This window comes from Sulfitobacter sp. HI0027 (genome assembly GCF_001634775.1).
GTDB lineage: Bacteria > Pseudomonadota > Alphaproteobacteria > Rhodobacterales > Rhodobacteraceae > Sulfitobacter.
In genome coordinates, this window is the sequence record NZ_LWER01000446.1 from 1 (window position 1) to 13514 (window position 13514).

Sequence of the window (13514 nt, forward strand, 5' to 3'; positions counted from 1 at the left end):
AGTCCTGAATTTCGCGCATCTCGACAAGGTTGCGTGCGCCGGTCTGATCTTCCAGACGGAAATACAGGATGAGGCCAAGCCCGGTTGAAATCGGACCCATTTGCGGGTCGCCAAACCCGTCGGGGATGTTGCCACGCGCTTCGGCGAGCCGCTCGCCCACGACCTGACGGGCGAAATAGACATCCGTCCCGTCCTCGAAATAGATGTTCACCACCGACAGCCCAAAATTCGATACCGACCGCATATTTTTGAGTTTGGGCAGGCCCGACATTGCCGTTTCGATTGGATAGGTCACATAGCGTTCAACCTCTTCGGGGGCGAGCCCTTCGGTTTCGGTGAAAACCTGAACCAGCGCGGGTGTCACGTCCGGAAAGGCATCAACAGGCAAGGCGCGAAACGCAAAAAGCCCGCCAAGCGTCATCGCAAAAGCCGCAATGGCCGCCAAAAGCCAGCCGCCTGCGATGCGGTGCATAAAATCAGTCATAATCAGCTATCCTAATGTCCGTGGCCGTCGCCAAAGGCGTCTTTTTCAAGTTGGGCTTTGAGTGTGAAGGCACCGTCGGAGACAAAGAGGTCGCCTTCCTCCAACCCGCTGCGGATTTCCACATAGCCGCCAGCGGTTGTGCCGACCATCACGGCGCGCGGTGCGAACCCACCCTCAACAGGGACAAAAACAGACGGACTATCCTCTACCAGTTGCACGGCGGATTGTGGCACACGCAAAACCTCCGAGGTATTGCCGACGCTGAGATCTGCAATCACAAATTGGCCGGGGGTCAGGGACCTATCAGAGTTGTCGATGATGACACGCGCCGTCGCCGTGCGCGACACCTCATCAATTACGGGTAGGACAAATGCCACCGTTGACTGAGCAATGACATCGCCAGCACCTGATTTCAGAGCAACCGGCGCGCCAACGAGAACGCGGCTGATATCCTGTTTGTAAACCGCTATATCGGCCCAAACCACGCTGTCGTCGACAATCGTGAACAGCACCTTGGCGCTGGAATCCCCGGCTGTTACCGTTTCCCCCAGTGTCGCCGCACGTCGTACAATTGTTCCCGCAAGTGGTGCAGTCAGATAGGCATTGGCATTGTTGCCATCCTGAGCAGCGGCTATTTTTTCGAGAGCGGCGTGATCAATTCCGACGGCATGCAGTTCGGTTTCTGCGGCTTCACTTTCGGTCTTTGCCGATTCATGCTCTGCGCGGGCCGTTTGGACATTCGCCTCGGATGTGATTTTTTGCGCCCACAGACCTTCCAGGCGTTCCAACGCCTGTGCGGCAAGGACTTCATTTGTTTGCGCAATGATCCATTGCGATTTCAACCCTGCAAGCTCGCGGCTTGTGATCAGTGCCAGCGTATCTCCATAGGCAACGGTGTCGCCTTCACCAACCAAAAGCCGGTCGATGACTCCGCTCACTTTGGGCGTGACATTTGCCATCCGGTCCGCGTCAAAGCGGATTTCTGCTGGCAGACTAAGGGATTCGCCCAAGGCACCCAATTCAGCTTGCTCGAGCAGGATTCCGGCCTCTTTCGCGACTTCGGGGGTCAGTTTAACAACATCGCCACCGCCTTCATCGCCGTGTGCGCCTTCAGCTTCGCCTGCATGATCGTCATCGCCATGCGCATCCTTGGCTTCGCCTGCATGATCGTCATCGCCGTGCGCATCCTTGGCTTCACCTGCGTGGTCGTCGTCGCCGTGCGCATCTTTAGCTTCACCTGCGTGGTCATCATCGCCGTGCGCATCCTTGGCTTCACCTGCGTGGTCATCATCACCGTGCGCATCTTTAGCTTCACCGGCGTGGTCGTCATCGCCGTGCGCATCCTTGGCTTCACCTGCGTGGTCGTCGTCGCCGTGCGCGTCTTTGGCCTCATCGGCATGATCGTCATCTTGCGGCGCTGCTGCAGCTGCTGCAGTCATCGGCAAGGGCGTTTCCGCCTTGCCAGACGTGGCAGGTATCGTGACGAAGGCAAATACGCCCACCGTCATCGCAGCCATGGTCATCGTTGTCAGTTTCATAATCGTACTCCAGGAATTGAATAGGTCACTGAAAACACGTCCAGGCACCTGTTGGAACTTCGTCTGGCATGATCAAACCGATGAAATGGCCCTGAAACAGGTTCGCCTCAAACGGTTTGGTCTGCTGTGATATTTATGAGTTTCTACAAAGCCCGTTCCGACACGGGATATGTAAAATACCACTCTGCAATGGGGCAGATCAGCCTCGCGGAGGACGGTAAAAACCTTGGAGCGTGGCAAGGACCACAGAGGCGTCAGCCCAGTGTCGCGATCGGTCTGCTGACGCCTGATCGCATGCCAACTGCGCCTGCTTCAGTCCAATGATGTGGATATGGCAATCGCCAAAGCCATGGGATGCCTCACCATTTTCGCTAAATCTTTGATCCTGAGTAGCTAAATCAAGATCACCCGTATCGGTAGCAAAAATAATTTTTTCAAAGACCGCTTCACTTGCCTCAAACACATGGGCATCGGCTTTTGCATTGCTGAAATTCAGAGCAGCCGAAAGCAATATGGCCAACCCAATTTTAGCAACACGAATGGCGGACAAATACTTCATAATGGGACCTTTACAGGACACGTAACCGATGGTCCATTCGCTTTTTGTCGCATGTCGTTCACCATCAGAATCAAAGGCTAGTTTCCGTTCACATTTACGCTACTTGAGTGAAGTCTTGCGCCTCGCAACTCAAAGCCAAGATTTGACTCCCTACTGCGATCTTTTTTCATCTTTTGCTCGCGATGCTCATTGAGCTCGCTAGCGCGCATTAACTTGCCCTGCAATGTCCTCAACCAAACCCGGACAACTCCGCTGTTTTTTCCTGCGGTTTCCAATTTGGTTTTTTGAGTTCAATGACCATTTGCCTGCACACCTTGCATTTCTTTTTCACTCAATGTTTTATAATCCTTCGGCTTACCATTGTCTTTCTTGGCCCGCAGCAGCCGCAAAGCGTTAGCAACGACAAGCAATGAGACACCAACATCAGCGGCGATAGCGCCCCACATACTGGCCATGCCAAATGCAGTAAGCCCAACGAATAGCGCTTTGGTCGCCAGCGATATTCCGATGTCCTGATGGATAATGTTCATTGTCCGGCGCGAATGTCCGATGAGCCATGGCACCTTGCCGATATCGTCCGTCATAAGCGCGATATCGGCGGTTTCGATGGCAGCATCTGAGCCAACTGCGCCCATGGCAATGGCGAAATGAGCCCGCGCCATGGCTGGTGCATCATTCACACCGTCACCGATCATCGCAACGACATCGTATTTTTCAACCAGTTCTTCAATAGCTCGTACCTTGTCTTCGGGGAGCAGTTCGGCGCGCACCTCATCAATACCAACCACTGCCGCCACGGCGCGTGCTGTGCGTTCGTTGTCGCCAGTCAACATGACGATTTTCTGGACACCTTGTGCATGCAGTCGCGCAACGATGCCTTTTGCATCCGGGCGGATGCGGTCGCGCAGTTCGATCAAACCCAAAACTTGGTCTTTGCTACCAACAGCAACAAGTTGGCCAGCCCTGTGCCAAGCAGTGCCACGATTTGCGCGAGGAACAAATGACGATAGGTGCGGTCAGTCAGGACGGAGAGCATGCGTTGTTCCTCACAGATACTTGGTGATCGCCTTGAACTCAGCGGCGACTGGGGAGTCGCTGGAGCCGGTCAGGGCGTTGTCGAGGCAATGGTCGATATGGTCTTGAATCAACGTGCGTTTGGCCTGCGTGATGGCCTTTTCAACAGCATGAAGTTGTTGGGCGATGTCGGTGCAGGGGCGCTCTGCCTCAATCATCCCGATTACACTCAAAAGATGCCCGTTGGCACGTTTCAGCCGCTTGACGATATCGGGGTGGGTTGCATGGTGGGTGTGTTTTGTCATAAACAACGACTATCCCCCCTAGGAGGATAGAACAAGCGGGCCGAAACCTGCGGGAAAGAGTTGCATGAGGCGGCAGATAACATATTTTCTGAGAGCTGTTCTGACCATTGCTTTAGCGGTGGGCATGATTCTGTCGTTCAATTCTCGTATGATCTCTCACGACCTGACCAACCTAACACCGATTGCTGTCGACCATCAGGCTGAGATCGGAGAACACGGCCATGCGCATGATGAAGTTGTCAGTGCGATGGATGCTTATCATGGACACGCTCATGATGTAGCCGACCACGACCATAACACCGCATTCCTGCCACCTCGTGGATCATCGGGTATGGCGCTACCGACACGGACGACCTGGACATTAGCCCACTATGCGATGCCAGATCGCAGGGAGTTCGATCTAGACCGACCTCCGCGCGTGTGATGCTGCGCCCTTTGGGCGCTGTCATCCTACACTTTCACAAAGCGGAAAATCACAATGATACACAACCGATCCTACGGGTCGGGGGCTTGGTCGCATCCAATGCGGCAACCCCTGATCCTCATGGCACTGGTCCTGCTGGCGCTGATCGCGTTCGCGACCACTGCCTTTGCCCATGCCGTCACGGCGGGTGATAAGGGCTATATCCAAGAGGTCAGCGGCATGAAGCTGATCCCTTTCATGTATTTGGGGGCCAAGCATATGGTCACCGGCTACGACCATCTGCTGTTCCTGTTTGGCGTCGTCTTCTTCCTTTACAAGATGAAGCACGTCGGCATCTACGTCAGCTTGTTCGCCATCGGTCACTCCACGACGATGCTGGCTGGCGTCTACTTTGGCTGGAACTTCAGTTCCTATCTCATCGACGCCATCATTGGACTGTCGGTGGTCTACAAAGCGCTCGACAATCTTGGGGCCTATCAGCGCTGGTTTGGGGTCCAACCCGACACCAAGGCTGCGACCCTGATCTTTGGCTTTTTCCACGGATTGGGTTTGGCGACCAAGCTGCTTGAATATGACATCGCACCGAATGGTCTGATTCCCAACCTGCTGGCATTCAACGTCGGCGTCGAGATTGGTCAATTAATAGCTTTGGCGATGATCCTGATCGTCATGGGCTATTGGCGCAAGACAACCAGCTTCTGGAAACATGCCTACACCGCAAACGTCGTGATGATGTCTGCCGGATTCATTCTGGTGGGATACCAGATGACCGGCTACTTCGTCGCCTAACATTTTGGAGAATAAGAAAATGCACAACGGAAACAAACCAAACCCCGACGAACTGCCAACCTCAGCGCAGCTTATCAAGTCTACGATTCTGGCTGCAGTCGCAGCGGTCGCGATCCTCGTCACGGTCGTCTTGCCTTCAGAATACGGGATTGATCCCACTGGCATAGGCAAGGCCGTTGGCTTGGCAGAGATGGGTGATATCAAGGTCCAGCTTGCCGAAGAAGCCGAAGCCGACCGCCTGCTGGAGATTCAGAACACAGGGGCCATCGAAGAACAATCCAGCCTCGGTGGTGGGTTCTTCAGCTTCTTTGTCGGCGCGGCCCATGCCCAAACCGCTGACCCCGAATGGACGGATCAATTTAGCGTCACACTGACCCCTGGCGAAGGGATCGAGGTCAAACTCGTCATGGAAGAAGGTGCAGAGGCCGAATTCCTGTGGGTTGCTGAAAACGGTGTCGTCAACTTTGACCTGCACGGCGATGGAGGTGGCAATAACATCAGCTATGCAAAAGGCCGTGCGGTTGAGGAAGAAGAGGGCGTCCTGACGGCGGCATTCACTGGCAATCATGGCTGGTTCTGGCGGAATCGCGATGGGCAGGACGTTACCGTCACGCTCTATGTCAGGGGCGACTACAGCGAGATGAAGCTGCCATAAAATATGTCGATGGCCCCTGCGTAAGATCGTGGGGGCCACGGCCTTCTGTCGTTCCAGAGCAACTGCAAAACACCGGTGAGCACAGAGGATCTGACAGTCTTAGCAAAGCATTGCATATCACCAGATTGATTGTATTTTGCTTAAATTTAACATAAGTATCCTTATGCGCATAAGAACAAAATAAGAACACGACCTAGTGGCACTCTGGTTATCACATCCCCGACCCCCAAAACGATGTCTTCTTCCCATGAACCGATCTTAAGTCCGCAACAAAAGCCTCATGTGTTTCAAACGGAGCAAACGCATCAATCCTTGCGGCTAGGTTTTTACACTCGCGTAAGTGGCGCGGCATGGGGGTAGCGTTTGACCCGGCCATTCTTAAGCGCAAAGTTGATCAGCCCGCGCTTGAGAAGCGTCGCGGCAAGCGGATACTTCTCTTCCAGCGCTTCGGAGGCTGGTCCGAGAAGCTCGTAGTGGTTCCCGTCAATTTCGGCGGCGCGACTGGTGATCAGGGCTGCCGCCTGTGCAAATGCGGGCCATGTCATCAAGAAATGCAGCGCCGTTGTGAAGCTTTCAAAGCCCTGTGCGTGCTCAAGGGCTTGATCCTCCGCCGCGACGTCTTCAAAATCTGGCAGCCCAGCGAGCCATGCGCGCAGATGCTCAGCGTTCAGACTACGCGCAAAACAGGTCCACATGAACGCCCGCGCCGCATCCGTTTGCCCCATCGCCTGCATCACATTGATCCGGGTCACTTCCCACTCATAAGGGATCCATCCGCGATCATCCTCGTCGGGCGCGTTAATCGCCGCCCACGCCTCTTCAAGCCGTCCCGCACCAAGAAGTCGTTGGGCGATTTCTGCAGCCCCTCTGAATGATTTTCGCGCTAGATCACTTTGCTGGGAGATGTAAGCGTCGGTATCGCCCTCAGCATCCGCAATCTCTTCAAGCGCCATGCGCAGCGCGTAATTCTCGGACACATCTTCGTCCAACGCGGCAATGCCAGCCCGGAGGTGCTGCAGACCCTCCGTCCCCAGCATGGGTGCCAAACCTGAGATTAACGCGGGATAGTGCCCATAGTCATCATCAGGCAAAGCCGTGAGCAAAAGGTCGGCTAGAACAATCGGATCCGGCTCGACCGCTTCAGAAAGATCAATCAGATCCTCGCAGGCCGTGTGAAACACTGATTGCACCCGGCCAGTGCTGTCATCGCACCGCTCATAGACCCCATTGGCAAGGGCGACGAACCGCCAGATCAGTTCAAATGCGGCTTTAGGGTCCGTCGGTCCAACTTGACCAACGATGGCTTGCCGTTGCATATCCAGATCGGCCGCAAAGGCGTTCCGCCCCTGCCAGTCGACAAACGACCGCGACCGCGCAATCGCCGAAAGCCGCTTACGAATTTCCCGTGCCACATCCCCCGTCCCTACTTCGCCCGCCAGCTCAAGCCTGAGCCGTCGCTTCGCACCTGCATTGCCTTTCGTGATCTCAATCAGAAGATCAGCCAGACGCTCAGCGCCAAGTGCCGCAAGGTTATCCGCGTTCAGTGTTGTCTTTGGTGCCATGCGGAAATTCTAGAGCACGCCGCAGGTGAATTTCTAGCCCCTACCGGTTATCAGTGATTTGAAATTACGGCATGAGGCTGTCGCAATGCTTGGTGACGCGGTCACATTTTCAACGCACAAAAAAATATTACCGACCACCCTTGAACCTACAGTTACTGTAGATGCTATGTGCCTAAGATCGGCAGAAGTTGCGCGATAATTGAAACAAGTACGGGTGGTAAGAACCCGGGAATACCACCGTTATTGATAGCGGAATTTGTTAGTCTAGCCTGCCTCACCAGAATGAAAGGAGAACCACAAGATGGTAGTTGAATTGAAGGAACCGGGTCGGAACCCGGAACGAAATACAGGAAGAAGGGGAGCCATGCGCTGCCCGGTTTGCGATGTCGCGTTGAGCATGTCGGACCGACAGGGGATCGAGATCGATTTCTGCCCCGATTGCCGGGGGGTCTGGCTCGACCGCGGCGAACTTGACAAGATCATAGAGCGCAGCATCGGTGAAGCGACACCACCACCGTCAGGCGCACGTGACCGGCGTGACGACGACGATGATCGTGGTTATCGTTCCGGCAAGCACGGCGGTGGACATCATGGTAGCGGATACGGCAAACACGGTTCGCGCCGGAAGTCCTGGCTGCACGAATTGTTCGACTGAGGAAATAGACGGGCATAGGCGTGGGACACGGCGGCAGCGGCGGAGGAACCTCCGCCATTCGCCACAAGGGCAGCCTGAAATGGGACCTGGCATTACCCACACCACGATCCAGGTCGAGGATGCCGATTTGGCCCAGACCAAAGAGTCACTCCATGCATGAGGATGTATAGATATGGGCCATCATCTTTTCAGGCGTACGAAGTACCGGCGGAGCAGTGATCGATACGACGATGGTGCACAATACGAAAACTATGGCCGCTACGATGACAACGCTCCCGCGCGCATCCCACGCATCCCGGGAGCAGTTCTGATAGGCGGGATCGTGATCTGGTCACTGCTGGCGCTCGGTGTCTGGGCGCTGGTCGATCCGCTGCTGGCATGGGCAGCGGGCATGGCAGGTCCCGCAACCGATCTCGGCGTCGGTTTCGCGCGCTGGTTCGGCCTCGGCAACGAGGTGTCAGCGTTACGCGACGCCGCGAATGTGGACGGGTTGGTCGGATGGGCCGTTGGTCCGGTGCATTTGCTCGCCAAGGGCGGACTGATACTCGTGTGGCTTGCTGGTTCTGCCACGCTGATCGCGCTCCCGATTATCCTGCGGCGCAGGTCGCGGTGGTAGCGATTGTAGGCAAGACGGAGGCTCGAGTTTCGCGTGGCTTGGTACTGCGGCTGAAGACACCCACATCCAAGCGAACATTCGGGCGCGGGATGCTTGAAATTCCGTACGATCCGTATTGGACCTGTACCGGTCGGGATCATCGCCCATGACGATATCGCCTCGCATTCCGGGCAGAACGCCATGACCGCTGCCCGTGCGCCCCTGATTGGCCCCATCCTTATCCTCGACAATATCCGGCGATGGCACGCTGACGCTTTCGGCGCTGTTCATTGTGGATGGGGGGGAACACCCGCCGCCCGTCGAAACTCCCGGCGGGGTGCATGACGTTGAAGTATTGGCACGGTTCGACAGCGCGACGGTCTGGCGCACGCGGTTCGACCTGCCCGCCGACCGGCCTTCTGAGTATCACTGGAACGGCGAATCCTACCTAGTAGCTGGCGATTTGCACGACGATCTGCGGATCGCGTTTGTGTCGTGCAACGGTGAAGAGATCGGCGACCTGGAGCGTGAAGGGTCGGAGCGCAACGCGATGTGGGCGCGGCTGTGCAAGGCGCACCGCGAGGAACCTTTTGCAATGCTGCTGCATGGCGGCGATCAGGTCTACGCCGACGAAGTCACGCGAGGCCATCCCCTGAGCGAAGACTGGCCATCGCATGTCCCCGACGATCCTTCCCAAGCCGATCTGGCCGATCTGCGTCACCACCTGCGCGAGCGGTTTTTTGATCGCTACGCAGCGCTTTACGCGGCACCCGAATTTGCCTGGATTGCCGCACGTGTGCCATCGCTGATGCAGTGGGACGATCACGATATCTGCGACGGCTGGGGCTCGCTCAGGCGATGGCAGACCCATTCGGTGGTCGGCCAGACGTTGTTCGTGGCAGCACGGGAAAGTTTTCTGATTTTCCAGCAGGCGGCGGCAGAGGGCGATCTTCCCGCACGGTTCCACGACCCGGCGGGGCACCACCTTGGCTGGGGTGTTCGTGCGCCCGGGTTGCGCATTCTGGCACCGGACCTGAGATCGGAGCGCACGCGCAGGAGTGTCATGGGCACGGGTGGATGGTCAATGATGGAAGCTGAAGCTGCAACAGGAGCGTCGGGCCGCACGCTCCTGATGTCGAGCGTGCCATTGCTTGGGCCGCGACTGTCGATCCTCGAGGCGCTGATGGTCGTCATTCCCCGTATGCAGAAATACGAGGACGATCTGCGCGACCAGTGGCAAAGCCGTGCTCATCGCGCGGAGTGGGCGCGGATGTTGCGCCTTGTGCGGGACATGGCGCGCGCCGACGGGCAGAACCTCACGGTGGTTTCCGGGGAGATTCATCTGGCAACGCGGGCCGTGATGGGCCTTGCAGAGGGCCTTCGGATCGACCAGCTTGTGGCGTCCGGCATCGCGCACCCCCCGTAGCTTGGGCCAGGTTTCTCGGCAGTCTTGCACAATTGGGCGAAGCACCGCTGCCTCGGCATAGGGTCCGCATTCTGCCGCTGCCAGGACAGCGCGGACGTTATGTCGCCCAGCGGAACTATCTTGTCCTGGAACGACGATCGGACACGTGGCGGGCCAATTGGGACCTCGAAAACAGCGGGCTGACACCTTCACTGCATCTATGACCGCCTCTGACTTGCTTTCAAAATGGGTTGCTTCGGCCAGTAACACAAAACTGAGAACTTGGAAAAGTTCCACCCGATGAATACTCAGTCAAACTCACCCAACAAGGGACGCTTGTGACCGCGCACGCTATGCCGATTTGACGCGATTGTCCTTGAAAGCCAGCAATCTCAAGGCATTGGCAACAACAACCAGTGTTGATCCTTCGTGGACCAAAACAGCCGGTCCGATCCCCAAACCAAACAACGTCGCCGGAATGAGCAGTGCAACAACGCCAAGACTGAACCACAGGTTCAGGCGGATGATACGGCTGGTCTTGCGACTTAGGCCCACGGCAAACGGCAAGGTCTGTAGATCATCGGCCATCAGCGCGATATCGGCCGTTTCCAGCGCGACGTCCGACCCGGCGGCCCCCATCGCAATGCCCACCGTGGCATTGGCCATCGCGGGGGCGTCGTTCACGCCGTCGCCGACCATCGCCACGCCACCGTCCGCCTTGAGCGCTGCAATTTTGGTTACCTTATCCTCGGGCATCAGATCGCCGAACGCTGTGTCGAGACCGACCTCCTTGGCGACAGCATTCGCGACATTCTGGTTGTCACCAGAGATCATCATCATCCGCTTCAGTCCCAGATCACGCAGCGCGGCGATAACCGAACGCGCGTCTTCTCGGGGGGTATCCATCAGGCCAATTGCGCCAAGATACCTGTCGCCGCTTCTGACGATCATCGTCGTGCGGCCATTTTGCGACATCGCCTCAACCGTGCCCCGCAAGTCGTCGGGCAAAGGCAAGCCTGCGACACTTTCAAACAGGGCGGTCTTGCCGATATGAACGACCTTGCTATCAACCTTCGCAGACACGCCCTGCCCGATGATATTGGCAAAATCCGAGGCTTCGGACGGCAAATCGCCGAGGCGGTCTTTGACATCTCTTACAACGGCCTGTGCCAGCGGGTGATCGCTCAGCATCTCGACGGCGGCACTGACCTGCAACAACTCTGTCTCGGTCGCATCGCCGTAAGGTGTGATTTCGACCAGATGCGGTTCGCCGATGGTCAGCGTGCCGGTCTTGTCAAAGGCAATCGCGTCCAGATGCCCCATGGCTTCCAGCGGCGCGCCACCTTTGATCAACACGCCGCCACGCGCGGCGCGGGCGACCCCCGATAGAACGGCACTGGGCGTCGCGATTGCCAAGGCACAGGGACTGGCCGCGACCAGAACGGCCATCGCACGGTAAAAGCTCTGGGCGGCGGTTTCGTCCAGAATTAGGAACGAAAAGCTGGTCACGAAGGCCAGCGCAATGACGCAGGGCACAAATATCTTTTCGAATTTCTTGGTAAAATTCTGCGTTGGTGACTGGCGTGTCTGTGCCTCGGCGACCAGTGTCACCACCCGCGCCAATGTCGATTCACCCGACAGTTTCGTGACCTGAACATCCAGGCTGCCGCTGCCGTTGAGAGACCCAGCAAAGACGCGGGTTTGCGGTGTCAGCTTGTCCAGATTGGCGGCGGCAAATTCGGGATCATCGACAGGCAGTTTGTCGACCGGCGCACTTTCGCCCGTAATCGGGGCCTGATTTACGGCACTTGATCCCTTGACCACAAAGCCATCCGCCGGAAGACGTTCGTTGGAACGGACAACGACAATGTCACCCACCAGCAGGTTTTCGATCAAGACGGTTTCGGTTTTGTCTCCCCTGCGGACCAAAGCCTCGTCCGGTGTCAGGCCAGCCAAGGCCGCCACGGCGTTTCTGGCCCGGCCCATGGCGTAGTTTTCAAGGGCATGACCAACGCTGAACAGAAACAGCAGGAAGGCCCCTTCGGCCCATTCCCCCAGAATGGCCGCACCCGACGCGGCCACCAGCATCAGAAAATCAATCTGGAACTGACCCTTGGAAATTTTTTCAACGGCCTCGCGCAGGGTGAAATACCCACCGAAGAAGTAAGCCGCCAACAACAGGCCAAATCCGAATTGTTCGGACATTAGGCCGTATTTCGGTCCCAGCCACCCAAGCAGCAGGCAAATACCGCACAAGACGGCAAAGATGACTTCGGCGCGTCCACCGAGAATCCGGTTCAGAAAACCGCCGTGCGCGTGGTTGTGACCATCGTCCGGTGTGTGATTTTCGGGCATATTCTCTTCCTCTACAGCGTTAAGATCGGCAACGACTTTCCGCACTCGAACATGCTTCACATCGGAGGCAAGTGCTGTCTTGGAAAGAAATGACTGATTACATGGTTAAATTTCGGCGTCGATAGATCAAGGACAATGTAAGGAGTTAGCACGTCCAAGACGTTATGTATGAGGCAAAGACGGTCTAGCACCAACCTTTCGGGATGAGCTAATGGTACCGGCCAAAAACGGTCGTTTTTGTCACGGTTTCTCAACCCATTAAAAATTGTGACTTTTCACGATAAATGGCACTGATATTTGCACGCTAATTGGCACTCTCTGTGCGTTGGAGGGTGCGGTAGATCGTCGGTCTGGAGACGGCGAAGACATCTGCGAGGTCACTGATTGAGTAGTCCCCGGTGTCGTACATGCGGCGCAGTTCGCGGTGCTGTTTCTCCGACAGCTTGGGTTTCTTGCCCCGCAGCTTGCCCTTGGCGCGGGCTATTTTCATGCCTTCGCGGGTGCGCATCCTTATGAGGTCGGACTCGAACTCGGCGAAGGTGGCGAGGATGTTGAAGAACATCTTTCCCATGGGATCGGTTGGATCATAGACCGAAGCGCCCAGGGCGAGGCGGATGCCGCGTTCCGCCAAGCCGTCTGCAATGGTGCGGGCATCGGGAGCAGACCGCGCCAGCCTATCCAGCTTGGTCACGACCAGAGTGTCGCCTTTTCGGACTGCGGCCAGGGCCTGATCGAGGCCCGGTCGGGCGCGCGTGCGGCCTGTCAGGCCGTGGTCAGTGTAGATGCGATCCGGGGCAACACCGAGGTCGATCAGGGCGTCCCGCTGTGCGGTCAGGTCCTGTTTGTCGGTGGAGCAGCGTGCATAGCCGATTTGGGTCGATGTCATTAACTGATTGTACGTAAGAGCTACCTCTATTGCAAATCAATGCGTACCATTCTTATGGTACATCATGACATCAAAGAAACCTGATCCTGCTAATGGGGTCACTACATAAAAGTGTCATTTTTGTCCGGGCCGTGCGAACGAACGGAGAACTTATGCGGCGTCCTGTATCTCGTGTTTCCGAAGTGGCCTGAGGCGATCTGAGCTGAGTGGTGGGTTCATGTTCCACAGGTAGTCCCCGGTCAATCCTACATGGGCCCAGCCAAGTGGTGCGATATGTTTGGTAATTTC

At 56.6% G+C, this 13514-nt stretch carries 12 protein-coding genes and 2 pseudogenes; 6 read left to right on the forward strand and 8 right to left on the reverse strand.

The features are described 5' to 3' along the window. From A3722_RS21110 to A3722_RS21130, 5 genes and pseudogenes are all read right to left on the reverse strand, one after another. Positions 1–484 (reverse strand): efflux RND transporter permease subunit (locus A3722_RS21110; protein WP_150120573.1); only part of this gene is annotated, 484 nt, incomplete at its 3' end. A gap of 11 nt (positions 485–495) precedes the next feature. Then, positions 496–2022, reverse strand: coding sequence for an efflux RND transporter periplasmic adaptor subunit (locus A3722_RS21115; protein ID WP_067916424.1), 1527 nt, complete (start codon positions 2020–2022; stop codon positions 496–498). Between the two features lie 199 nt (positions 2023–2221). Then, entirely contained in the window at positions 2222–2581 is a 360-nt protein-coding gene (locus tag A3722_RS21120; protein ID WP_009827346.1) for a hypothetical protein, read from the reverse strand. A 290-nt stretch (positions 2582–2871) separates the two neighbouring features. Further along, a pseudogene (locus A3722_RS21125) lies at positions 2872–3537 on the reverse strand (HAD-IC family P-type ATPase); the annotation flags it as partial. Between the two features lie 90 nt (positions 3538–3627). Next, on the reverse strand, positions 3628–3900 hold the full coding sequence (locus tag A3722_RS21130; protein WP_009827343.1) for a metal-sensing transcriptional repressor: 273 nt from the start codon (positions 3898–3900) through the stop codon (positions 3628–3630). A 64-nt stretch (positions 3901–3964) separates the two neighbouring features. On the opposite strand from A3722_RS21130, the gene A3722_RS24145 reads away from it, so the two are divergent. The 3 genes from A3722_RS24145 to A3722_RS21140 all read left to right on the forward strand — a co-directional run bounded on the left by A3722_RS24145 (position 3965) and on the right by A3722_RS21140 (position 5768). Further along, positions 3965–4324 (forward strand): hypothetical protein, encoded by a 360-nt coding sequence (locus tag A3722_RS24145; protein ID WP_150120098.1) that lies wholly within the window; start codon positions 3965–3967, stop codon positions 4322–4324. 99 nt (positions 4325–4423) lie between these two features. After that, on the forward strand, positions 4424–5113 hold the full coding sequence (locus A3722_RS21135; RefSeq protein ID WP_009827341.1) for a HupE/UreJ family protein: 690 nt from the start codon (positions 4424–4426) through the stop codon (positions 5111–5113). 19 nt (positions 5114–5132) lie between these two features. After that, a complete protein-coding gene (locus A3722_RS21140) occupies positions 5133–5768 on the forward strand; it encodes a hypothetical protein (RefSeq protein WP_009827340.1) in 636 nt (211 codons plus the stop codon). Between the two features lie 211 nt (positions 5769–5979). Here the strand turns inward: A3722_RS21140 and A3722_RS21145 are convergent. After that, positions 5980–7330: pseudogene (locus A3722_RS21145) on the reverse strand (DUF6880 family protein). 364 nt (positions 7331–7694) lie between these two features. Here A3722_RS21145 and A3722_RS21150 point away from each other — a divergent pair. From A3722_RS21150 to A3722_RS21160, 3 genes are all read left to right on the forward strand, one after another. Beyond that, the gene (locus tag A3722_RS21150; protein WP_037955031.1) at positions 7695–7985 is read left to right on the forward strand and encodes a TFIIB-type zinc ribbon-containing protein; all 291 of its coding nucleotides are present in this window, start codon (positions 7695–7697) and stop codon (positions 7983–7985) included. A 172-nt stretch (positions 7986–8157) separates the two neighbouring features. After that, a complete protein-coding gene (locus tag A3722_RS21155) occupies positions 8158–8601 on the forward strand; it encodes a hypothetical protein (RefSeq protein ID WP_009827337.1) in 444 nt (147 codons plus the stop codon). Positions 8602–8806: 205 nt separating this feature from the next. Then, positions 8807–10006: an alkaline phosphatase D family protein gene (locus A3722_RS21160; protein WP_330220243.1), complete on the forward strand. Its 1200-nt coding sequence runs from the start codon at positions 8807–8809 to the stop codon at positions 10004–10006. Positions 10007–10336: 330 nt separating this feature from the next. Here A3722_RS21160 and A3722_RS21165 read toward each other — a convergent pair whose 3' ends face one another. Next, positions 10337–12340 (reverse strand): heavy metal translocating P-type ATPase, encoded by a 2004-nt coding sequence (locus tag A3722_RS21165; protein WP_067626729.1) that lies wholly within the window; start codon positions 12338–12340, stop codon positions 10337–10339. A gap of 304 nt (positions 12341–12644) precedes the next feature. Beyond that, a complete protein-coding gene (locus tag A3722_RS21170) occupies positions 12645–13226 on the reverse strand; it encodes a recombinase family protein (protein ID WP_009827334.1) in 582 nt (193 codons plus the stop codon). Between the last annotated feature and the right edge of the window lie 288 nt (positions 13227–13514).

Excerpts from the sequence above, each read along its gene's own strand:
- A3722_RS21115 (WP_067916424.1), bottom strand. The coding sequence starts at position 2,022 with ATGAAACTGACAACGATGACCATGGCTGCGATGACGGTGGGCGTATTT.
- A3722_RS21120 (WP_009827346.1), bottom strand. The coding sequence starts at position 2,581 with ATGAAGTATTTGTCCGCCATTCGTGTTGCTAAAATTGGGTTGGCCATA.
- A3722_RS21130 (WP_009827343.1), bottom strand. The coding sequence starts at position 3,900 with ATGACAAAACACACCCACCATGCAACCCACCCCGATATCGTCAAGCGG.
- A3722_RS24145 (WP_150120098.1), top strand. The coding sequence starts at position 3,965 with ATGAGGCGGCAGATAACATATTTTCTGAGAGCTGTTCTGACCATTGCT.
- A3722_RS21135 (WP_009827341.1), top strand. The coding sequence starts at position 4,424 with ATGCGGCAACCCCTGATCCTCATGGCACTGGTCCTGCTGGCGCTGATC.
- A3722_RS21140 (WP_009827340.1), top strand. The coding sequence starts at position 5,133 with ATGCACAACGGAAACAAACCAAACCCCGACGAACTGCCAACCTCAGCG.
- A3722_RS21150 (WP_037955031.1), top strand. The coding sequence starts at position 7,695 with ATGCGCTGCCCGGTTTGCGATGTCGCGTTGAGCATGTCGGACCGACAG.
- A3722_RS21155 (WP_009827337.1), top strand. The coding sequence starts at position 8,158 with ATGGGCCATCATCTTTTCAGGCGTACGAAGTACCGGCGGAGCAGTGAT.
- A3722_RS21165 (WP_067626729.1), bottom strand. The coding sequence starts at position 12,340 with ATGCCCGAAAATCACACACCGGACGATGGTCACAACCACGCGCACGGC.
- A3722_RS21170 (WP_009827334.1), bottom strand. The coding sequence starts at position 13,226 with ATGACATCGACCCAAATCGGCTATGCACGCTGCTCCACCGACAAACAG.